This is a genomic window from Kribbella sp. NBC_00709, assembly GCF_036226565.1.
Lineage (GTDB): Bacteria > Actinomycetota > Actinomycetes > Propionibacteriales > Kribbellaceae > Kribbella.
In genome coordinates, this window is record NZ_CP108996.1 from 3,974,483 (window position 1) to 3,993,453 (window position 18,971).

Annotated in this window: 19 protein-coding genes; 9 read left to right on the forward strand and 10 right to left on the reverse strand. The window is 69.1% G+C overall.

Annotation, left to right across the window (positions count from 1 at the left end):
* Nucleotides 1-100 precede the first annotated feature (100 nt).
* The 3 genes from OHA18_RS19600 to phoU form a co-directional block, all read right to left on the reverse strand.
* Complete coding sequence (locus OHA18_RS19600) at nt 101-337, reverse strand: hypothetical protein (protein WP_329005586.1); 237 nt, start codon at nt 335-337, stop codon at nt 101-103.
* 64 nt (nt 338-401) lie between these two features.
* Nucleotides 402-1,346: a hypothetical protein gene (locus OHA18_RS19605; protein WP_329005587.1), complete on the reverse strand. Its 945-nt coding sequence runs from the start codon at nt 1,344-1,346 to the stop codon at nt 402-404.
* A gap of 258 nt (nt 1,347-1,604) precedes the next feature.
* Nucleotides 1,605-2,312 carry a phosphate signaling complex protein PhoU gene (gene phoU, locus OHA18_RS19610; protein WP_329005589.1) on the reverse strand — a complete coding sequence of 236 codons (708 nt, stop codon included), beginning with the start codon at nt 2,310-2,312 and terminating at the stop codon, nt 1,605-1,607.
* A gap of 195 nt (nt 2,313-2,507) precedes the next feature.
* Here phoU and OHA18_RS19615 point away from each other — a divergent pair, with 195 nt between their 5' ends.
* The 3 genes from OHA18_RS19615 (at nt 2,508) to OHA18_RS19625 (ending at nt 5,503) form a co-directional block, all read left to right on the forward strand.
* Nucleotides 2,508-3,725, forward strand: a complete 1,218-nt coding sequence (locus tag OHA18_RS19615; RefSeq protein ID WP_329005590.1) for a sensor histidine kinase — start codon at nt 2,508-2,510, stop codon at nt 3,723-3,725.
* Complete coding sequence (locus OHA18_RS19620) at nt 3,722-4,399, forward strand: response regulator transcription factor (RefSeq protein WP_130383318.1); 678 nt, start codon at nt 3,722-3,724, stop codon at nt 4,397-4,399. The genes OHA18_RS19615 and OHA18_RS19620 overlap by 4 nt, the downstream gene beginning before the upstream one ends.
* An 84-nt stretch (nt 4,400-4,483) precedes the next feature.
* Nucleotides 4,484-5,503: an iron-siderophore ABC transporter substrate-binding protein gene (locus tag OHA18_RS19625; RefSeq protein WP_329005591.1), complete on the forward strand. Its 1,020-nt coding sequence runs from the start codon at nt 4,484-4,486 to the stop codon at nt 5,501-5,503.
* A gap of 127 nt (nt 5,504-5,630) precedes the next feature.
* Here the strand turns inward: OHA18_RS19625 and OHA18_RS19630 are convergent, their stop codons facing one another.
* On the reverse strand, nt 5,631-6,278 hold the full coding sequence (locus tag OHA18_RS19630; RefSeq protein WP_329005592.1) for a hypothetical protein: 648 nt from the start codon (nt 6,276-6,278) through the stop codon (nt 5,631-5,633).
* Between the two features lie 275 nt (nt 6,279-6,553).
* Between OHA18_RS19630 and OHA18_RS19635 the strand changes: the two genes are divergently transcribed.
* From OHA18_RS19635 to ispF, 3 genes are read left to right on the forward strand one after another with little or no spacing between them, the layout of a single operon-like run.
* Entirely contained in the window at nt 6,554-7,039 is a 486-nt protein-coding gene (locus tag OHA18_RS19635) for a CarD family transcriptional regulator (protein ID WP_130446326.1), read from the forward strand.
* A gap of 33 nt (nt 7,040-7,072) precedes the next feature.
* Nucleotides 7,073-7,771 carry a 2-C-methyl-D-erythritol 4-phosphate cytidylyltransferase gene (gene ispD, locus OHA18_RS19640; protein WP_329005593.1) on the forward strand — a complete coding sequence of 233 codons (699 nt, stop codon included), beginning with the start codon at nt 7,073-7,075 and terminating at the stop codon, nt 7,769-7,771.
* Nucleotides 7,768-8,238 carry a 2-C-methyl-D-erythritol 2,4-cyclodiphosphate synthase gene (gene ispF / locus OHA18_RS19645; RefSeq protein WP_329005594.1) on the forward strand — a complete coding sequence of 157 codons (471 nt, stop codon included), beginning with the start codon at nt 7,768-7,770 and terminating at the stop codon, nt 8,236-8,238. The genes ispD and ispF overlap by 4 nt, the downstream gene beginning before the upstream one ends.
* Here the strand turns inward: ispF and OHA18_RS19650 are convergent.
* Nucleotides 8,232-9,209, reverse strand: coding sequence for a nitrilase family protein (locus OHA18_RS19650; protein WP_329005595.1), 978 nt, complete (start codon nt 9,207-9,209; stop codon nt 8,232-8,234). The two genes, ispF and OHA18_RS19650, sit on opposite strands and share 7 nt — an antisense overlap.
* Nucleotides 9,210-9,279: 70 nt before the next feature.
* On the opposite strand from OHA18_RS19650, the gene OHA18_RS19655 reads away from it, so the two are divergent.
* The gene (locus tag OHA18_RS19655; RefSeq protein WP_329005596.1) at nt 9,280-9,939 is read left to right on the forward strand and encodes a LysR family transcriptional regulator; all 660 of its coding nucleotides are present in this window, start codon (nt 9,280-9,282) and stop codon (nt 9,937-9,939) included.
* Between the two features lie 10 nt (nt 9,940-9,949).
* Complete coding sequence (locus OHA18_RS19660) at nt 9,950-10,153, forward strand: hypothetical protein (protein WP_329005597.1); 204 nt, start codon at nt 9,950-9,952, stop codon at nt 10,151-10,153.
* A gap of 166 nt (nt 10,154-10,319) precedes the next feature.
* On the opposite strand, the gene OHA18_RS19665 is transcribed toward OHA18_RS19660, so the two are convergent.
* The 4 genes from OHA18_RS19665 to OHA18_RS19680 form a co-directional block, all read right to left on the reverse strand.
* On the reverse strand, nt 10,320-10,985 hold the full coding sequence (locus OHA18_RS19665; RefSeq protein WP_329005598.1) for a hypothetical protein: 666 nt from the start codon (nt 10,983-10,985) through the stop codon (nt 10,320-10,322).
* A gap of 3 nt (nt 10,986-10,988) precedes the next feature.
* A complete protein-coding gene (locus tag OHA18_RS19670) occupies nt 10,989-12,287 on the reverse strand; it encodes a M1 family metallopeptidase (RefSeq protein ID WP_329005599.1) in 1,299 nt (432 codons plus the stop codon).
* Nucleotides 12,287-16,219, reverse strand: a complete 3,933-nt coding sequence (locus tag OHA18_RS19675) for a Pls/PosA family non-ribosomal peptide synthetase (protein ID WP_329005600.1) — start codon at nt 16,217-16,219, stop codon at nt 12,287-12,289. Before OHA18_RS19675 ends, OHA18_RS19670 begins: the two co-directional genes overlap by 1 nt.
* A 64-nt stretch (nt 16,220-16,283) precedes the next feature.
* Complete coding sequence (locus tag OHA18_RS19680; RefSeq protein WP_329005601.1) at nt 16,284-17,096, reverse strand: NmrA family NAD(P)-binding protein; 813 nt, start codon at nt 17,094-17,096, stop codon at nt 16,284-16,286.
* 80 nt (nt 17,097-17,176) lie between these two features.
* Here OHA18_RS19680 and OHA18_RS19685 point away from each other — a divergent pair, with 80 nt between their 5' ends.
* Nucleotides 17,177-18,112, forward strand: a complete 936-nt coding sequence (locus OHA18_RS19685) for an AraC family transcriptional regulator (protein WP_329005602.1) — start codon at nt 17,177-17,179, stop codon at nt 18,110-18,112.
* An 84-nt stretch (nt 18,113-18,196) separates the two neighbouring features.
* Here the strand turns inward: OHA18_RS19685 and OHA18_RS19690 are convergent, their stop codons facing one another.
* Nucleotides 18,197-18,970 carry a hypothetical protein gene (locus OHA18_RS19690; protein ID WP_329005603.1) on the reverse strand — a complete coding sequence of 258 codons (774 nt, stop codon included), beginning with the start codon at nt 18,968-18,970 and terminating at the stop codon, nt 18,197-18,199.
* Nucleotide 18,971 lies beyond the last annotated feature (1 nt).

Here is an 18,971-nt window from a genome sequence, read left to right on the forward strand (position 1 = left end):
CACCTTCGGCGCGGCTGTCCCATTACTGCCTCCGCCGCCCGGGCTCCCGCAGGTGCGCGTAAAAGTCATGCGTTCGGCGCGACGCACTCCCCAAGCCTGTTTATGAGCCCAGGTCTGTGGGGTCGTCGAGGTCTACCGTGCGGAGGTATTCGAGTCTGGACTGTAGCTCGGGGTGGTCGGTGAGGACCTGCGCGCTGGCTTCCAGGAGGTCGCGTTCGGTCTTCAGGAGGTGTTTCATCTGCCGTTCTACGGCGCCCAGGTGGGCCTTCATCTCCGCGGGACTGAGGTTCGAGACGTCGGTGTTGACCAGGCGGGTGGTCTCGGAGTCGTCGGGCATGGAGTGAAGATACCGGCCGTCGGGCGGCGCGATGGTGATCGCGCCGCCCGACGGGGTGCTGTGGCTACTCGCCGACGAGCTGGTCGTAGTACGACGTCTCGCGGACGGTGTCGACGCCGTTGAAGACGACGTCGTGGATCGGGCCGTAGCCGGTCAGCGCGGTGGCGGCGCCGTTGGCCTTGCTCATGGCGTAAAGGGTGCCGGTCTGGGTGTTGTTGTCGACACCCACGATCAGCAGACCGCCGCGGTTGCCGCAGTTCTCGACGACCAGAGACTCGAAGTTCTGCCAGCCACCGCTGCGGATCCGCTTGAGGATCGGCTTGGTCGAGGCGGCCGTCGGGATCCGTACGGTCCATAGCGCGCCGGCCGTGGTGGTCATCAGCAGGGTGTCGTACGTCGCGGTCTCGCTGATCACGGTCATCGTCTTGAAGCCCTTGAAGCCCGGGAACGAGCCGTACGACTTGATGCCGGCGCCGACGATCGAGTATCGGTACAGGCTGCCGTTGCTGTTCAGGCCGTACAGGAACTGGTGGCGGGCGTTGTAGGTGTTGAGGTTCGACGTAGCGATCGTTTTGAAGCTCGTCCAGCCGCTGCCGACCTTCTTGAAGGTCGCAAGCGGGGCGCGGTCGTCCTCGTAGATGTACGTCGTCTGCCGGTAGAGGTTCCCGCCCTGCAGCAGCAGGCCGTAGTAATAGAACTGGGTGAGCGCGGCGTTCGACGCCAGGTACCACGTTGCGTTGGCGCGGGTTCCGACGAACTTGAACGCGTCGTACTGCAACCCCTGGGCCGGCCGGCCGGCGATCACGTCGGCCTCCGCTACGGTGCCCGCCGCGCTCGGGAAGGCGGTCGAGACCAGGCAGGCCGCGCCCGCTTTGGTCGTGTTCGTCTGCTTGGTCCGGTCGGACCAGGGCTTCGAGTCGGTCGTATCGGCGGTGGCCGGCGCGGACACGACGGACGCGGCCAACAGGCCCACCCCTGCCATTGCCAGGGCGAGTCGTTGCAGTCGCATAGCGGATCCTCTTTCACCAGATGTTGCTCGGGCGGACCCCGAGATCAGGTCACTTCCCGTCCCATCGTGGAGCGGATACTCGGCGTTACAACGAACACGCGACGTCACCAGATCGAGATCCATGCCCGGGGCGTGGTGTACCGAAGAACGGGTAGTGGTCCGCGAATCGGCGCACGTGCGGGTTGTCAGCACGCTTGGGCGTGGCAGGCCGGCCGGGGTACTACCCGTTCTTGTGTACGCCGACCACCTTGCTGGAGGTCAGTTGCCGTTCGGGTTGGGGGCCGAGGCGCCGGCGCCGGAGCCGGCTGCGGTGCCGCCGACGGCTACCGGGAGTTCGCCGGTGACCAGGTAGACGACGCGGCGGGCCATGGCGACCGCGTGGTCGGAGATGCGTTCGTAGTAGCGGCTGAGCAGGGCCATGTCGACGGCTACCTCGACGCCGTGCGGCCACTCTTCGTCCATCATCAGCCGGAACTGGTTGGAGCGGAGCTTGTCCATCTCGTCGTCGCTGGCCTCGAGCTTGCCGGCGGCCTCGACGTCGCGGGACGCGATCACGTCGCCGGCGGCGTCGACCATCCGGCCGGCCACCGAGCCCATCGACTCGATCACGTCGTGCAGCTCGGCCGGGATGGCGGGGGCCGGGTAGCGCATCCGGGCGATCTTGGAGACGTGCGCGGCCAGGTCGCCCATCCGCTCCAGGTCAGCGACCATGCGGAGTGCGGCGACCAGCATCCGGAGCTCGTTGGCGACCGGCGACTGCCGCGCCATCAGCTCGAAGACCTTCTCCTCCACGCCTTCGCCGGCAGCATCGAGCTGGATGTCGGCCGCGATGACCTCCTCGGCCTTGCGGATGTCGGCCTCCAGCAGCGCCGCGGTCGACCGTCGTACGGCGGTGGACACCGTCCGCGTCATCCGTTCCAGTTCGGCGAGGATGTCGTCGAGCTGCTCGTGGTAGCTGTCACGCATGGTGTTCGAATCCGATCTGTGGTGTCCGGTGCCGCGGCGGGGCACCCGCACGGTATCCCGCCACGGTGACCGTATGCCGTCGAGGTTGCCGGACGGCGACGAGTGGTGAACGACCGATGAACAGTTAGGTCGTGTCCCGGTCATCCCGTGCTCATTCGGTCTTTCCCTGCTGGTTGCCCGCGTAGCATCGTTGCCGTGGACCCCACGCTGGCTGCGGTGCTGGGCGGCGTCATCGGCGCGGCCCTGGCCCTGCTTTCGCTCGGTGCGATGATGCTTTCCGAGCGGGCCCAGCGCAAGATCCCGGAGTCCCCGGACCCGATGGTGCCCAGCGGTGTCGCCACCGTTCTGTCGGTACTGCGCTCCTCCGCGGTCGTGATGGGTCCCGAGGACCAGGTGCTCCAGGCCAGCGCCCCGGCGCACGTGCTCGGCATCGTCCGGGGTGAGCGGCTGGTGGTCGACGACATCCTGACGATGGTCCGCCAGGTCCGGCGGGACGGCGAGATTCGCCAGCAGGATTTGGAGATCGTCCGCGGCCGGCTCGGCGCCACGCAGTACGTCAGCGCCCGGGTGGCGCCGCTGGGCAGCCAGCTGGTGCTGGTGCTGGTCGAGGACCGGACCCGCGAGCGCAGGCTGGAGGCGATCCGGCGGGACTTCACCGTCAATGTCAGCCACGAATTGAAGACCCCGGTCGGCGCGCTGATCCTGCTCGCGGACGCGGTCTCGGAGGCCTCCGACGACCCGGAGGCGGTGCAGCGGTTCTCGGACCGGATGCGGATCGAGGCCTCCCGGCTCAGCCGCCTGGTCAAGGAGATCATCGAGCTGTCCCGGCTGCAGGGCGACGACCCGCTGGAGAATCCCGGCCCGGTCGACGTCAACGGGATCATCGAGACCGCGGTGGACCGCTGCCGGATCGACGCCGACGACCGCGATATCAAGATCGTCGTGAAGACCGAGCCGCACCTCGAGGTGATGGGCAGCGAGGACCAGCTGGCGATGGCGATCGGCAACCTGGTCGAGAACGCCGTCAACTACAGCCCCGACGGCACCCGGGTCGCGGTCGCCGCGCGCCCGATCGGGGACCTGGTCGAGCTGACCGTGTCCGACCAGGGGGTCGGCATCCCGAGCAGCGACCTGGAGCGTGTCTTCGAGCGCTTCTACCGGGTCGACCGGGCCCGCAGCCGGGAGACCGGCGGCACCGGCCTCGGGCTGTCGATCGTCAAGCACATCGCCTCCATCCACGGCGGCGACGTACGGGTGTGGAGCGTCGAGGGCCAGGGCTCCACCTTCACCGTGAGACTCCCGCTGCGGCTCGAACCCGCGCCGGGCCAGACCGACTCCTCCAGCCAGGACGAGCCGGCCGTAAACCTGATGCCCACCCCGTCAGGCCAGATTGCAAAGGAGACAGCTTCGTGACCCGAGTGCTGGTCGTCGAAGACGAAGAGAGCTACAGCGACGCGCTGTCGTACGTGCTGCGTAAGGAAGGCTTCGAGGTCGCCGTCGCGGAGACCGGGCCGGACGCGCTGGACGAGTACGACCGCGCCGGTGCGGACATCGTCCTGCTCGACCTGATGCTGCCGGGTCTGTCCGGCACGGAGGTCTGCCGGGCGCTCCGCAGCCGGGGCAACGTCCCGGTGATCATCGTCAGCGCCAAGGACACCGAGGTCGACAAGGTGGTCGGGCTCGAGCTCGGCGCGGACGACTACGTGACCAAGCCCTACAGCCCGCGCGAGCTGCTCGCCCGGGTGCGCGCCGTACTGCGCCGTGGGCAGGACGTCGAACTGCTGCCGGACACGCTCGAGGCCGGCCCGGTCCGGATGGACGTCGAGCGGCATGTGGTGACGGTGTCCGGGACCGAGATCCGGCTGCCGCTGAAGGAGTTCGAGCTGCTCGAGATGCTGCTGCGGAACACCGGCCGGGTGCTCACCCGCGGTCAGCTGATCGACCGGATCTGGGGCGCCGACTACGTGGGCGACACCAAGACCCTGGACGTGCACGTGAAGCGGCTGCGGTCCAAGCTCGAGAAAGACCCGTCGAACCCCGCCCACCTCGTCACGGTGCGCGGTCTCGGCTACAAGTTCGAGTCCTGAGTCACACCCCCGCAGGTCGCGACGGTCTGTGGGGTTAGCTTAGGCTCTCCTTAGTTGAGGCAATTGGTCTAAGGAGAGTTCACCATGTCCTGGTCCTGTACGCGGGTCGTCAGCGCGGTCACCACCGTGCTGCTCGCCACGACCACGCTGACCGCTTGCGGCAGCGACGGCGACAAGCAGGCCGACACATCGGCCGGTACGGCGTCGTCCGGGTTCCCGGTCACGCTGAAGAACACGTTCGGTGATACCACCATCACCAAGAAGCCGGAGCGGATCGTCACGCTCGGCTGGAACGCGCAGGACGTGGTCTACGCGCTCGGCGAGACCCCTGTCGGGATGCCGAAGGTCACCTACGGCCCGACCCCCGACGGCGTCACCGCCTGGGACGCGGACAAGTTCGACAAGTCGAAGACGACGCTGCTCGACACCGGGGACAAGTACCCGTTCGAGAAGATCGCGGCGCTGAAGCCGGACGTCATCCTGGCCCCGTACGAGGGGTTCGACGAGGCGACGTACAAGACGCTCAGCGGGATCGCGCCGACCGTCGCGTACCCGGGGGCGCCGTGGCAGACCACCTGGCAGGACCAGACGCTGCTGGTCGGTGAGGCGCTCGGCAGGAAGGCCGACGCGGAGAAGCTGATCACCGGTATCGAGGACAAGATCAAGCAGGTCGCGGCCGAGCACCCGGAGTTCAAGGACAAGACGATCACGGTCGGATCCTTCGGCGCGGACAACTACATCTACATGCCGGGCGACCCGCGGGTGCAGATCCTGAACGAGATGGGCTTCAAGAACGCGCCGGGGGTGGAGGCGCTGGAGAAGACCAACACCAAGAAGGAGTTCTCGCTCGCGATCAGCAAGGAGAAGGTCGCGGACGTGGACGCCGACGTGCTGATCGCGTACGTCGACGGGATCGGGACGCAGAAGTTCCTGGCGGACCCTGTCTACTCGTCGCTGAAGGCGGTCAAGAGCGGCGGGGCGTACGCGCTGCAGGACCAGCAGGTGATCTCCGGGATGAGCGCGGTCAGCGTCCTGAGTGTCCCGTGGGTGCTGGACAAGATGCTGCCGGGCCTCGCGAAGGCAGCCGCGGCCGGCAAGAACTGACCGCCGTACGCCGCCGACCGAGCATGTCCATCTGAGGGGTTGACCCCTCAGATGGACGGTTGCCTCCCGAGAATCTCGGGGGGCAACCGTCAGTTCGAGGGGTTGACCCCTCAGACGTTCCAGGCGGCTACTGGTCCGAGTTCGGGGACGGGGAGTAGTGGTCGTCGGTGAGGACCGGCACGTACGCCGAGACCGGCGCCGCGTTGCCGAAGGTGATGGTCACGTTGACCATCTGACCCGGCTTCGCGCCGGTGACGATGATCGCCGGGCCGGCGTCCTCGGCGCCCGGGGTGGGCGCCGACGGGATGTCGGTCGGCGCTGGGCTCGGGGTCACCGACGGCGTCTCGCTCGGCGTGGCGCCGGCCTCTGCGATCGGCGGTGTGTCGGCGCCCGGCAGCCGGAGCGCGGTGTGCGGCTCCAGCTCGATCGGCTGGGTCAGCCCCTCGAACTTGACGTCGGTCGGCTGGTCCGCGCCGGCCTGGCCGTCCTGCGTCCCGGCCGGCGCCTGGGCGATGCTGACCAGGGTGTCCGCGTCGTCGCTGTCGTTGACGATCACGCTGTGCAGTTCGCCCTTGCCGTCCGCATCGGCCAGCACCAGCATGTTGCGGATCTTCAGCTGGCCGGACTCGAAGTTCGAGCCCTCGGCGGCCTGGTACGGCTGCAGGGTCGGCGCATCGAAGCTCGCGCCGCACGCCGCCAGCGCGATACTGAGAGTGGCGGCGGCACCCGCCAGCGCAGTACGCCGGGCGAACCGCGAGGACAACGTGATCAGCACTGGAATCCCTCTCGTGCAAGCTGTTTCGACACTGTCATGGACAGTTCGTGACGCCGTCAGGCGGCCGCCTCCGGCGCCCCAAAGCGTAGCCCTCGGGCGCCCCGGCCCTGACAGCGGGATCCCCGGAACTGGGGCGAGAGGCAACGGCACGCGCGCGTACGAGGCACGCGAAACAGCGTTTGTCAAGGCGAGAAGTGGCCCCTGACCAGCGCAAACGCCAGAACCGGACCACCGACTGCGTGGTAGGATAGGTCTTGGAAAGGGGCACTTCACACATGACTTTCACAGTCGGCGAGACGGTTGTTTACCCCAATCACGGAGCGGCCGTCATCGAGGACATCGAGACCCGTCAGATCAAAGGTGAGGACAAGACCTATCTGGTCTTGAGGATCGTCGCTCAGAACGACCTGGTCGTCCGGGTCCCCGCGTGCAACCTCGATCTTGTCGGCGTGCGTGACGTCGTGGATCAGGCTGGCCTGGAGCGCGTCTTCGACGTGCTGCGCGCACCGCACACGGAGGAGCCGACCAACTGGTCGCGTCGTTACAAGGCGAACCTGGAGAAGCTGCACTCCGGTGACGTGCTGAAGGTGGCAGAGGTCGTCCGCGACCTGTGGCGCCGTGAGCGTGACCGTGGTCTGTCCGCCGGTGAGAAGCGGATGCTGGCGAAGGCACGCCAGATCCTGGTCTCCGAGCTGGCCCTGGCTGAGCACACCAACGAGGACAAGGCCGAGGCCATCCTCGACGAGGTCCTCGCCTCCTAAGACTGTCCACGACAGTCTGAAGTTGCAGTCCGGATGACAACGGCGGTCGTGATTCCTGCGGCCGGGTTGGGACTGCGGCTCGGTGGTGAGACACCGAAGGCATTTCGAGAGGTCGGTGGCGATTCGCTGCTGGTCCACGCAGTCCGTGGACTGAAGGCAGCGACCGCCGCCGACCTCAGCTGTTTCGTGGTCGCCGTACCGCCGGGTGCCGAGGAGACGGTCTCCAAGGACCTCGAGCCGTACGTCGGCGACGTGACGTTGCTCGTCGTCGCGGGCGGAGCGGAGCGACCCGATTCGGTCCGGGCTGCCCTGGACGTGGTCCCGGTCGACGGGATCGACTGCATCCTGGTCCATGACGCGGCGCGGGCGTTCGTTCCGGCCGACGCGATCGAGCGGGTGGTCGCGGCGGTGCGAGCCGGCGCCGACGCGGTCGTGCCGGTGGTGCCGGTGACGGACACCATCAAGCGGGTCGGCCCGGGTGGCGAGGTCGTCGACACGCCCGACCGTTCGACCTTGGTCGCGGTTCAGACGCCGCAGGGGTTCGCTCCTGAGGTGCTGCGTCGCGCGCATGCCGCCGGCGCCGACGCCGGCGTGACCGACGACGCGATGATGTGTGAGCGGCTCGGCGTGACCGTGCAGACGGTCGAGGGATCGCCGGATGCGTTCAAGGTGACCCGCCCGCAGGATCTGCTGCTGGCCGAGGCCTTGCTGGCGGAGAGGCGGCTCGGGTGAAGATCCCGCGAGTCGGCAACGGTATCGACGTACATCCGTTGGAGGACGGCCGTCCGATGTGGCTGGCCGGCCTGCAATGGCCGGACGAGCCCGCTGGGCTGTCAGGTCATTCCGATGGCGACGCGGCCGCACACGCCATCTGTACGGCGCTGCTCACGGCCGCGAAGCTGGGTGACCTGGGATCGAACTTCGGCACGGCCGAGCCCGAGTGGGCCGGTGCGGCCGGGGTCGCGCTGGTGGCGGAGGCTGCGCGCCGGGTTCGGGCCGCCGGTTTCGAGATCGGCAACGTGACCGTCCAGATCGTCTGCAACCGCCCTCGGATCGGCGCCCGGCGCGAAGAGGCCGAGAAGGTGTTGTCGGCCGCCTGCGACGCGGAGGTCTCGGTGAGCGCGGCAACAACCGACGGCCTCGGCTTCCCCGGCCGGGCCGAAGGCATCCTCGCCATCGCCACAGCTCTTATCTACTGACGGATCTGGGCGGTCGGCTCGACCGGGTCCTCCGAGAACCTCGCGGCCCGCGGGTCCAGTTCGTTGCCCACCGGTCGGGTGAGCAACCCGTAGAGCTCGGGCCGTCGGCCGCGTAGCCAGCGTCTGCCAGTTGCCAACGGCACCAAATCGAGGTCGAGACCGGCGACCACAACGGCCTCGGCGGGCACCGGCGTCTCGGCGACGATGCGGCCGTACGGGTCGAGGATCATCGCGTTCCCGGTCCGCAGTTCGTCGTCGTCGCGGCCGACGCCGTTGCTGAACAGCACGAACATCCCGTTGTCGTGCGCCCGCGCCGGCAGCCATCGCATCAGCCAGCCGCGCCCACTCGGCCCGTTGAAGGCCTCCGCGATCGCCGCCTGGTCCCCGCTCTCCCAGACCTCGAGCGGAATCGGCTTCATCCCGTGCGGGCTGCGCGAGTTCGTCCCGCCGGTCTGGTGCGGCGCGATCAGGACCGTTGCACCGAGCAACGCGGTGATCCGGACGTTCTCGACCAGGTCGTTATCCCAGCAGATCAGGACACCGGCCCGGAACCCCCAGGGCGTGTCGAAGACCGTGTACGACGATCCGCTGGCGATCTCCTCGTGTTCGAACGCATGTAGCTTCCGGTGCACGTGGACAGTCCCGTCGGGCAGGCACACGGCGTACGCGTTGAACAGCGTGCCGTCAGCATCCTCCAGGAACCCGACGCCGATCCCGGCCCCCAACTCCTTGGCGAGGGCAACGACCTGGCTGATCAGCGGTCCGTCGGCCGGCTCGGCCAACTCATGAAGTCGCTCAGGAGTGTGCCGGCGGAGATGCCAGTAACCGAGCAGACACATCTCCGGGAACACGACGAGCCGGGAGCCGTCGGCCACCGCCGCGCGGGCGAGCCGGTCGACGGTGGCGAGGTTGGTCGAGGGCTGGTCAGGGGCCGGCTCGAACTGGACGACGGCTGCGCGGAAGGACGTCATACGCCCATCGAAACGCCGAGACGTCCATGACGTCCAATAGCTGTTGAAGGCGATTCCATATCCTGAGGTTATGGATCTCCGTCTGCTCCGGGCGTTCGTCACCGTGGCCAGGCTGCGGAACTTCGGCGCCGCGGCCGAGGAACTGTCGACCAGTCAGCCGGCGCTGACCAAGCAGATCCAGGTCCTCGAGCGCCGGATCGGCGCGGCGCTGTTCAGCCGGGGCCGGCACGGTGCCCGGCTGACGCAGGCCGGGGAGCTGCTGCTTCCTGACGCTCTGGAGTTGCTGGATCGGTCCGAGGCCTTCGAACGACGCGCCGTCCAGGTCGCGTCGGGGACCGAGGGTTCGCTGGCCATCGGGTTCGGGTTGTCCGGGATCGAGTTGGCTCCGCGGGCCGTCGCGCTGTTCCGGAGCCGGTGGCCGGGAGTGACGATCTCGCTCGAGGACCTGCCGTCGTCGGTGCAGTGTGAGCGGTTGCTGGCCGGGAGCCTGCAGATCGGGTTCGTGCGACTGCCGGTGCCGGCTGGTCTCGAACACCTTCGGTTACGGCGGGATCGGCTCACCCTCGCGGTTCCGGCCGCGCAGGACGTCCCCCGCGACCTGGTCAGCTGGATCGACTCCCGCCCGCTGATCCGGTTGACCCCGTCGCGGGGTCCGGGCCTGACCGCGCAGATCAACAGCCTGTACGCCGAGCTTGGTTGCCATCCGCAAGTACTCCAGGAAAGCCGGTGATCTGCAGACCGTGCTGGCGCTGACCGCGGCCGGCGCCGGGCCTTCCGTCGTACCGCAGTCGGCCGAGCGGATCGCACCGCCGGAGGTCCGCCTGGTACCGCTGCCCGGACGCGCGGCCACCTGGTGGACCGGGACCGCCTGGGCGACCAGGACCCCCCTCACCGAACGCTTCGTGAAAGCCGCCGCCGAGGTGGCCCGGCAGAGCGGGGCGTGAGGGCACCCCGCCCTGGTCCGGCTACTTGGTGGACTCGGCCGGCTTGCTCGGCTTGACGCCGGGCTTGGGCGCGGCGGTCTCGGTCTGGCCATTGCCCGTGAGATCGCCGAGCGCCATGGCGGGACCTTGACCGCGCACGACGACGCGCTGTTCCGGCTGACGTTGCCTAGGGACCGGAGCTGAAGCCCGGCTTCACGACATGCCGGACGTTGCCGTGCAGGCGGCGGTTGTGGACTGCCGCGGCCGCGATGATGCCGGCGGCGACGAGCAGGCACAGGATGCCGCCGACCAGGTCAGCGGTCACGTTCTCCTCGCCGGCGAACTCCGGCTGCAGTACGCCGTGCGGGTCGAGAATGACCGGCACCTTGCCGCCGGGGAAGTCGTGCGAGCCGTGTTTGGTGAAGTCGTAGCTGTGGCCGTTCGGGCAGTCCGCGGTGAACCCGTACACCGGGTCACCGTCGTACCCGCGGACGTGGCAGGTGATCGTCGTACCGACCTGGGACAGTGCGACCGGCGTCGGCGTCATCACGAACGGCACCGCGGCGAGGCCGCCGGCCAGCGCGCCGAAGTACCCGAAGTTGCCGCCGCCCAGGGTCGCGATTCCCATCACCAGGAAGCCGACGCCCAGAACCAGCACCAGGACAGAGAGCACGATGTCGTGCGGCGGGAAGGTGTAGAGCGCGCCGGCTGCCGCCAGCAGCACCCAGCCCAGGACGATGTGATGCCAGGTCGGCCCCTTCGGTGAACCCGGATGCCGGAGGTGACGGCCGGCGACGATCACGATCACGATGATCGCCGCCATCCCACCGAAGAACTCGATCCCGAATCTCAACGGTCAGCGCCTCCGGGGCAGTGGCGGTAGTTCGTAGGAGTCGAGCCAGGCGGCGAGCAGGTGGCGGAGGGCCTCCTCGTCCGGGCTGAAGGTCATGGCCAGCGCGATGAAGTCGGCGGTGGTGACCGAGCCGTGCCGATGCACCTTGGTCCAGGTGTGCAGCAGCTCGAAGAATGCGTCGTCGCGCAGGTGCTTCCGCAGTACGTGCAGGGTGATCGCGCCGCGCTTGTAGAGCCGGTCGTCGAACATCAGCTCCGGACCGGGATCCGAGAGCATCAGGTCCTGCGGGAGACCCTTCAACCGCGAGTGAGCTTTCGCGACCTGCTGGTCGGCGGTCAGGCCGCGTGACTCCTCCGACCACAGCCACTCGGCGTAGCATGCGAAGCCCTCGTTCAGCCAGATGTGCTGCCAGCTCGCCGGGGTCAGGCTGTTGCCGAACCACTGGTGGGCCAGCTCGTGCGCGACCAGCCGCTCCGACCCGCGCCGCCCGTCGACATGGTTGCTGCCGAACACCGAGATGCCCTGCGCCTCGAGCGGGATCTCCAGCGGGTCGTCGGTCACCACGACCGTGTACCCGCCGAACGGGTACGGGCCGAACTGCTTGCAGAACAGCTTCATCATGTCCTGCTGCCGCCCGAAGTCGTGCTTGAACTCGCGGGTCTGCCGGCCCGGCAGCACGCCCTTGATCGTCACCGGCGACGTGGCCAGATCCACCTCGTCGTACGGCCCGATCTGCACGGTCGCGAGGTACGTCGCCATCGGCGCGGCCTGGTCGAACACCCAGGTGGTCCGGCTCGCCTTGACCCGGCGCGACACCAGCCGCCCGTTCGCGACGACCTGGTACGGCGAGTCGGTGGTGATCGCGATCCGGTAGTGGGCCTTGTCGCCGGGGTGGTCGTTGCACGGGAACCAGGTGGCCGCGCCGCTCGGCTGGCTGGCCACGATCACGCCCTCGGTGAGCTCGTCCCAGCCGAGCTCGCCCCACGGGCTGTCCTCGGGCTTCGGGTTGCCGCCGTACTGGATGTCGACGGTGAACTCGGCGCCGTCCGGAAGGTTCGCGGTGATGTAGAGCTTGCCGCCGCGCTGGGTGTACCGCTGCGGGCGGCGGCCGTTGACCAGCACCTTCGACGCCCGCAGACCGGACAGGTCGAAGCTGAACCGGGACAGCGCCTGGGTGGCGAAGGCCGTGATCGTTGCCTTGCCGCTCAGCCGGTTGCTGTTGACCCGATAGTCCAGCTCCAGGTCGTACGACTCGACCTGGTAGCCGGGGTTTCCATGGGTGGGCACATACGGGTCAACCATCAGCCCTGCCAGGGACCGATCGGGTTCCCTGCCCACCGGGTCCCGGCCGGCACACCTTCACCACGCATCACGAGAGACACCGGCCCGATGGTAGCTCCCGCTCCTACGCTCGCGGCCGGCAGGACGATGCCGTGCGGCCCGAGCGTTGCCCCGGGCCCGAAGGTGACTGTGCTCATGGAGAGAACTCGATCATGAAAAAGGTGCGTCTGCAGCACGCAGCCGCGATTCACCGTGGCGCCGTCGCCCAGGGTGACCAGATCCGCCTCCGGCAACCAGTACGTCTCGCACCAGACGCCCTTGCCGATCTTGGCCCCGAGCGACCGGAGCCACAGGTTGAGAACCGGGGTGCCGGCGGCGGCGTTGGCGAACCAGGGCGCGGCGACGAGCTCGACGAAGCTGTCGACCACCTCGTTGCGCCAGACGAACGAGCTCCACAGCGGGTACTCGACCGCGCGGGTCCGGCCGACGATCAGCCACTTGGCGACCGTTGCCATGCCGCCCGCGACCGCGCCGGCGGCCAGGATCACCGCACCGGAGAGCAGCAGCGCCGGCCACGGACCGAGCCAGATGTCGAGCGCCTGCAGCGCGAACAGCACCCCGAGCGCGATCAGGACCGTGCACATCATCGGCACGAAGCGGCACAGCTCGACCAGGGCGCGCGCGACCTTGAGCTTGTACGGCGGGTTGAACGTCCGGCTCTGGTCACCCGCGACGGCCTGCCGGCGCAACTTCACCGGCGGCGAACCGAGCCACGACGTACCGGCCTTGGACTTCTTCGGGGCCGCGGACAGGACCGCGACCAGCCCGTTCTTCGGGACGCTCCGGCCCGGCGCGGTCATCCCGGAGTTGCCGAGGAACGCGCGCTTGCCGACCTTCGCGCCGGCCACGTGCAGCCAGCCGCCGCCGAGCTCGTACGACGCGATCATCGTGTCGTCGGCCAGGAACGCTCCCTCACCGACCGTCGTCATCTTCGGGAGCAGCAGCACGGTCGATGCCTCGACATCTCGGCCGATCTTCGCGCCGAGCGCCCGCAGCCACCACGGGGTCAGCAGGCTCGCATACAGCGGGAAGAGCAAGGTGCGGGCCGAGTCGAGGAGCCGCTCGGTCGCCCAGACCTGCCACCCGATCCGGCTGCGGACAGGGTAGTGGCCGGGCTTGATCCCGATGCCGAGCAGGCGTACGCCGATCAGCGTCAGGACAGCCATCGTCGCGAAGCCGACCAGTGTCATCAGCGGGACCACGGCCAGCGCCCGGAGCGCCGCGTCGCCGAGCGTCTGCGTGCCCTTCACGGCCTGTCCGAGTACGACGAACGCTGCCGCCGCGGCCGCCACCGGGATCAACGACATGATCGCGGACTGGGCGCCGTACGCCGCGACCCACCACGGAGCGCGGGCCGGGCGATGATCCGGCCACGGGTGCCGGGCGCGACCGATCCGGGCCGCGGGGGAGCCGGACCAGCGTTCGTTGGGCGGCACCTTGCCGGAGACGGCCGAGCCGGCCGCGATCTCGGCGTTCCGGCCGATCTCCGCACCGGGGAGCAGCGTGCTGCGGGAGCCGACGACGGCCTCAGCGCCGACAGTCACCGGACCGACGTGCAGCTGGTCGCCGTCGATCCAGTAGCCGGCCAGGTCAACCTCGGGCTCGACCGAGGCGCCGCGGCCCATCGTGAGCATGCCGGTCACCGGCGGCAGCGTGTGCAGGTCGACACCGCGGCCGACCTTGGCGCCGAGGGCACGGGCGTAGTACGCGATCCAGGGCGCGCCTGCCAGATTGGCGGCGCCGGCAGCGTCGGACAGGTTCTCCGCGGCCCACAGCCGGACGTGGACAGTGCCGCCCCGCGGGTACGTGCCGGGTTTCAGGTTGCGCAGCAGGATCCGGGCGCCGAGTACTGCGATGCCCATCCGGCCGGCCGGGCTGATGAGGATCAGCCAGCCGGCCAGGATCCACCACCACGACACGGTCCGCGCCCAGGGCAGCGGCTCGATCAGCTGGGCCAGCAGGTTGTTCAGTGTGAAGACGTACACCAGCCAGCGGACGCCGACGACCGTCTGCAGGATCAGGGTCAGCGCGGTCTGCAGGAGCTGGGTGCTCTTCGGGGTCGGCCGGATGTCACGGAGCTCGACCGGCTCCGTCGCGGCCGGCTGGAAGTCGTCGAGCCGCTCGGCGAGCGCGCCGAGGCGCGGGTACTCGTAGATGTCGCCGACGGTCACGTCCGGGAACCGCTCGCGGAGCACCGAGACCAGCTGGGCCGCGGCCAGGCTGCCGCCGCCGTGCAGGAAGAAGTCGTTGTCCTCGCCGGTGACCTTGGCGCCGAGGACCTTGGTCCAGCGCTCGGCCAGCCAGCCGGCGGTGCCGGTCAGCTCCGCGGCCGGGCCGTCGCTGTCCATCCCGGGCAGCGGCCAGGGGAGCGCGTTGCGGTCGACCTTGCCCGACGTCCTGGTCGGCAGCGTGTCGACGACGGCGAGTAACGGCACCAGCGCCGCGGGCAGCGCTTCGCGCAGCCGCTCGGTCGCCTTGGCGTTGTCGAAGGACGCCGGGTCGTCCGGTACGACGTACCCGACGAGGAGCTGATTGCCGGCGGCGCTGTTGCGGACGGCGGCCGCGGCGCCGGAGATCCCGGGCAGGGCTTGCAGGGCGGCGTCCACCTCGCCGAGCTCGATGCGGCGGCCGCCGAGCTTGACCTGCTCGTCGGCGCGGCCCTGGAACAGCAGGCCCAACGGATCGGACTTGACCAGGTCGCCGCTGCGGTACGCGCGTTCCCAGCCGAGGGTCGGCATCGGCGCGAACTTCTCGGCGTCCTTGACCGGGTCGAGGTACCGGGCCAGGCCGACGCCGCCGATGATCAGCTCGCCGATCTCACCGTCGGCGACTTCGTTGCCAGCAGCATCTACTACGGCCAGATCCCAACCGTCCAAGGGGAGACCGATCCGGACCGGGCCGTCGCCGGTGAGTTCAGCGGCGCAGGCCACGACGGTCGCCTCGGTCGGGCCGTAGGTGTTCCAGACCTCGCGGCCGTCGACCGCGAGCCGCTCGGCGAGCTCGGGCGGGCAGGCCTCACCGCCGAAGATCAGCAGCCGGACCTGGTCGAGCGCGTCCGGCGGCCAGAGCGCGGCCAGCGTCGGCACGGTCGAGACGATAGTGATGCCTTGGGCAACCAACCACGGGCCGAGGTCCATCCCGGTCCGCACCAGCGAACGCGGCGCCGGGACGAGGCAGGCGCCGTGCCGCCAGGCCAGCCACATCTCCTCGCAGGATGCGTCGAACGCGACGGACAGGCCGGCCAGGACCCGGTCGTCGGGCCCGATCGGCTCGCCCTGCAGGAACAGCCGGGCCTCGGCGTCGACGAACGCCGCGGCCGAGCGGTGGCTGACGGCGACACCCTTCGGTACGCCGGTCGAGCCCGAGGTGAAGATGATCCACGCGTCGTCGGTGGGCTCCGGGCCCGGCGTGCGCCGCGGGGAGTTCGTCGTACTCCCGCCGTCCATGCGCGCGGAGTACGGGTAGTCGAACGCGCCGTTGGCCGCGTCGTTGTCGACGATCGGCTGCTGTTGCGGGCGGGTCACCGTCAGCTCGAGCTCGTCGCCGACGGTGGCCGCGACAGCTGCCTCACCGAAGACCAGCTCCGCGCGCTCGTCCGGGTCATCCGCATCCACCGGTACGTACGCCGCACCGGCCTGGAGGGTGCCGAGAATCGCGACGTACAGGTCGTTGTGTCCGGACGAGATCCGGATCCCGACCCGGTCGCCCGGGCCGATTCCCGCGGCTGTCAGGCGGCCCGCGAACTTGGTCGTCTGCGCCAGTAGTTCGCGATAACTCAGGCTGACGGTGCCGTCGTCCAGCGCCGGCTCGTCGGCGTACCTGTCGGCCGTCTCCTCAAGCACATCCCACAGCGTCCGCGCGGCCGTCGCCAACTCCCCGCGTCGCAACGTCACGGCCGGATACTACGCCGCCTGGTTAGCAGCTGGATAACCCGAAGCAAACACGTGGGTGTGTCCATCAACCGCTTGTTGCGTGCCAATCGCGCGCGAATGCCTTGAAAGTACGGGCGGGCCGGCCGAGCGCTTGCTCCACATCCGTGGTCGGCCGGCCGCCGTGGCCGTTGGCGATCGAGGCGAGGATGTTGGTGAGAAGCTCGGCTCCGCGCCGCGGAACGCCTTGCGCCACTTGCTGTTCGGTGTAATCGGCCGGATCCATCGCGACGTACTCGACGCGATGGCCGGTGGCTTCGGTGATGTGGTTCGCGGCTTCGGTGAAGGTGAGGGCTTCGGGGCCGGTCAGTTCGTACGTGCGGGCTTGGTGGTCGGCGGTGGTCAGGGCCGCGGTGGCTACGTCCGCGATGTCGTCGGCGTCGATGAACGGCGTCCGGCCGTCACCGGCGGGCAGAGCGAGAGTGCCGGAGAGGACAGCAGACAGCCATGGGCCCTCGCTGAAGTTCTGCGCGAACCAGTTGGGGTGCAGGATCGTCCACTCGGCGTCGGAGCCACGCACTGTCTGTTCGACGCCGTGCAGGGGATGGCCAGGGTCCGAGGCGAGGGACGCCGATAGCAGGACAAGACGATGTACACCTTCGGAGAGCGCCCGTTCGGTGAAGCGGGCCAGACGGTCGCCGGGGCGGACGGTGGGCTCCATGAGATACGCGGCGGTGATGCCTTCGAGCGCCGGCTTCCACGTGGACGGGTCGTCGAGCTCGAGTCGTACGTCGCTGCCGTTGCGCGACGCCGTCCGGACGAAATGGCCGGCGGACCGGAGGCGGTCCGCGATGCGACGGCCGGTGGTACCGGTGCCGCCGAGGACGAGGAACTTGTGCATGACCCAAGCCAACTGGAGCCGGCACAGACGATCCATGGGAGAGCGTCGCCGATCCATTTGTGATCGTCTAGCGTGGGCGGGTGGATGTCCTCAGCGATCTACTGCAGCGAGCGCAGGCGACGGACGCGCTGGTCCGGCAGATCATCGCGCGCGGGCCGTGGTCCGTGACGTACGCCGACGTACCGTCGCTCTCGGTCGTCGCGACGCTCGGCGGCAGCGCATGCCTCCGGCTGGACGACGGCGTACCTCGTGACCTGGCCGCTGGGGACATCGCGCTGATCAGGGGAGTCGGCAGCTACACGATCGCGGACGATCCGGCGACACCGGCGTACTACGTGATCCGCGGCGGGCAGAAGTACACGATCGACGGCGATCCGGTGGACTGGCGGGGCGAGTACCTCGCGCCGCGTACGTACGGCGACGGACTGCCCGGGGCGACGACCATGGTGCGTGGCGCGTACGACCTGCGCGGTGACGTCGCCCAGCGGGTGCTCGCTCTGCTGCCTCCGCTGGCGGTTGTGTCCGCTACGCCGCAGACTCGTCCGGCGCTGGACCTGCTGACCACAGAGGTCGCCCGCGAGGAGCCGGGACAGGACGCCGTACTGCGGAGGCTGCTCGACTTCGTCCTGGTGCTCGCACTCCGCGCATGGTGCGCCAGCCCGGAGGCGAAGCTCCCGTCCTGGTACCAGGCCCTCACCGCGCCCGGTGTGGGCGATGCACTCCGCTGTATCCACGAAGACCCCACGCATCGCTGGTCGGTCGCGGAGTTGGCATCCAAGGTCGACTTGTCCCGCGCCACCTTCGCCGCGCGCTTCACCAAGCTGGTCGGTCAGCCGCCGCTCACCTACCTGACCGCCTGGCGCATGACCCTCGCAGCCGACCTCCTCCGCACCACGACCGCCACCATCGCAACCGTCGCCCGCCAGGTCGGCTACGAAGACCCGTTCGCCTTCAGCGTCGCCTTCAAACGCACGTACAGCCAAACGCCAACCAAGTGGCGAACAGAGGGACGTTGATGGAGTTGTCGCGGGCGGGGGACGAAGCGATCGGTTTGGGCATGCCGGGAAGCTAAGTCCGGTTGCCGGGGACCCCTCCCGAGCTCAGTCGTCCAGTACGTCGAGGTCCGCCGGGACCAGCGTGGTCGTCAGCAGCAGCGCCCGGAACAGGTTGTCGTTCAACGCGTTGCCGACCGGCTCCCCGACCTCGTCACGAGTCAGACCGGGTACGCCGTCCCGCGACAGCCGAGTGCGGACGTTCGACACCAGGTGCTCGACCCGCTTGGCAGTCCAGCCCTCCGACGGCTGCAGTTCGGCCAACTGGTCCGCGGCCTGTCGCCAGGACAGTGGCAGCGGATGCAGGTCGTGCAGCAGGTAGCGCTGGCCGACGACGGTCAACGCCAGCTTCTCGGCTGGAGACAGCTGCCAGATGCGTGGCGGTTGGGTGGGGTCGCGTGGCCGTAGTACGGGACGTGCGCCGCTGTCGCCAACGACGTACACCTCCAGCAGGTGCTCACGTCCACTGGAGCCCTGGACGAAGAGCGGGGTGTACCCGGCGGCGAGCGGCATCGGGTCCTCGCCCGCGAACAGTGTCCGCTCGCGTGGGAACCGCACTGGCAGCCGTCCGGTTACCGCAACCCACCACTGGCCGGTCCGATAGCTGATCGACCCGTGCATCCGGCTGACTCGCGCATCGTCCTCACCGACGCACACATGTACTTCAGGCCGGTTCCGCCCGAACAGAATCGTCCGGTGCGGTCCTGGGTCGACAGTGAGACCACCGCCGACACTCAGCACGAACATCGTGCCCGGCTGGGCATCAGGTACGCCGCGAGCCAGGCTGGCCTGGTCTGCAGGCAGTCTGCGGATCGGCTCCATG

Bases quoted from the DNA above. Each gene is read 5' to 3' on its own strand.
- OHA18_RS19655 (WP_329005596.1), top strand. From the start codon at position 9,280: ATGGATCTCCGTCTGCTCCGGGCGTTCGTCACCGTGGCCAGGCTGCGG.
- OHA18_RS19690 (WP_329005603.1), bottom strand. From the start codon at position 18,970: ATGGAGCCGATCCGCAGACTGCCTGCAGACCAGGCCAGCCTGGCTCGC.
- OHA18_RS19605 (WP_329005587.1), bottom strand. From the start codon at position 1,346: ATGCGACTGCAACGACTCGCCCTGGCAATGGCAGGGGTGGGCCTGTTG.
- OHA18_RS19680 (WP_329005601.1), bottom strand. From the start codon at position 17,096: ATGCACAAGTTCCTCGTCCTCGGCGGCACCGGTACCACCGGCCGTCGC.
- phoU (WP_329005589.1), bottom strand. From the start codon at position 2,312: ATGCGTGACAGCTACCACGAGCAGCTCGACGACATCCTCGCCGAACTG.
- OHA18_RS19625 (WP_329005591.1), top strand. From the start codon at position 4,484: ATGTCCTGGTCCTGTACGCGGGTCGTCAGCGCGGTCACCACCGTGCTG.
- OHA18_RS19670 (WP_329005599.1), bottom strand. From the start codon at position 12,287: ATGGTTGACCCGTATGTGCCCACCCATGGAAACCCCGGCTACCAGGTC.
- ispD (WP_329005593.1), top strand. From the start codon at position 7,073: ATGACAACGGCGGTCGTGATTCCTGCGGCCGGGTTGGGACTGCGGCTC.
- OHA18_RS19650 (WP_329005595.1), bottom strand. From the start codon at position 9,209: ATGACGTCCTTCCGCGCAGCCGTCGTCCAGTTCGAGCCGGCCCCTGAC.
- OHA18_RS19635 (WP_130446326.1), top strand. From the start codon at position 6,554: ATGACTTTCACAGTCGGCGAGACGGTTGTTTACCCCAATCACGGAGCG.
- OHA18_RS19600 (WP_329005586.1), bottom strand. From the start codon at position 337: ATGCCCGACGACTCCGAGACCACCCGCCTGGTCAACACCGACGTCTCG.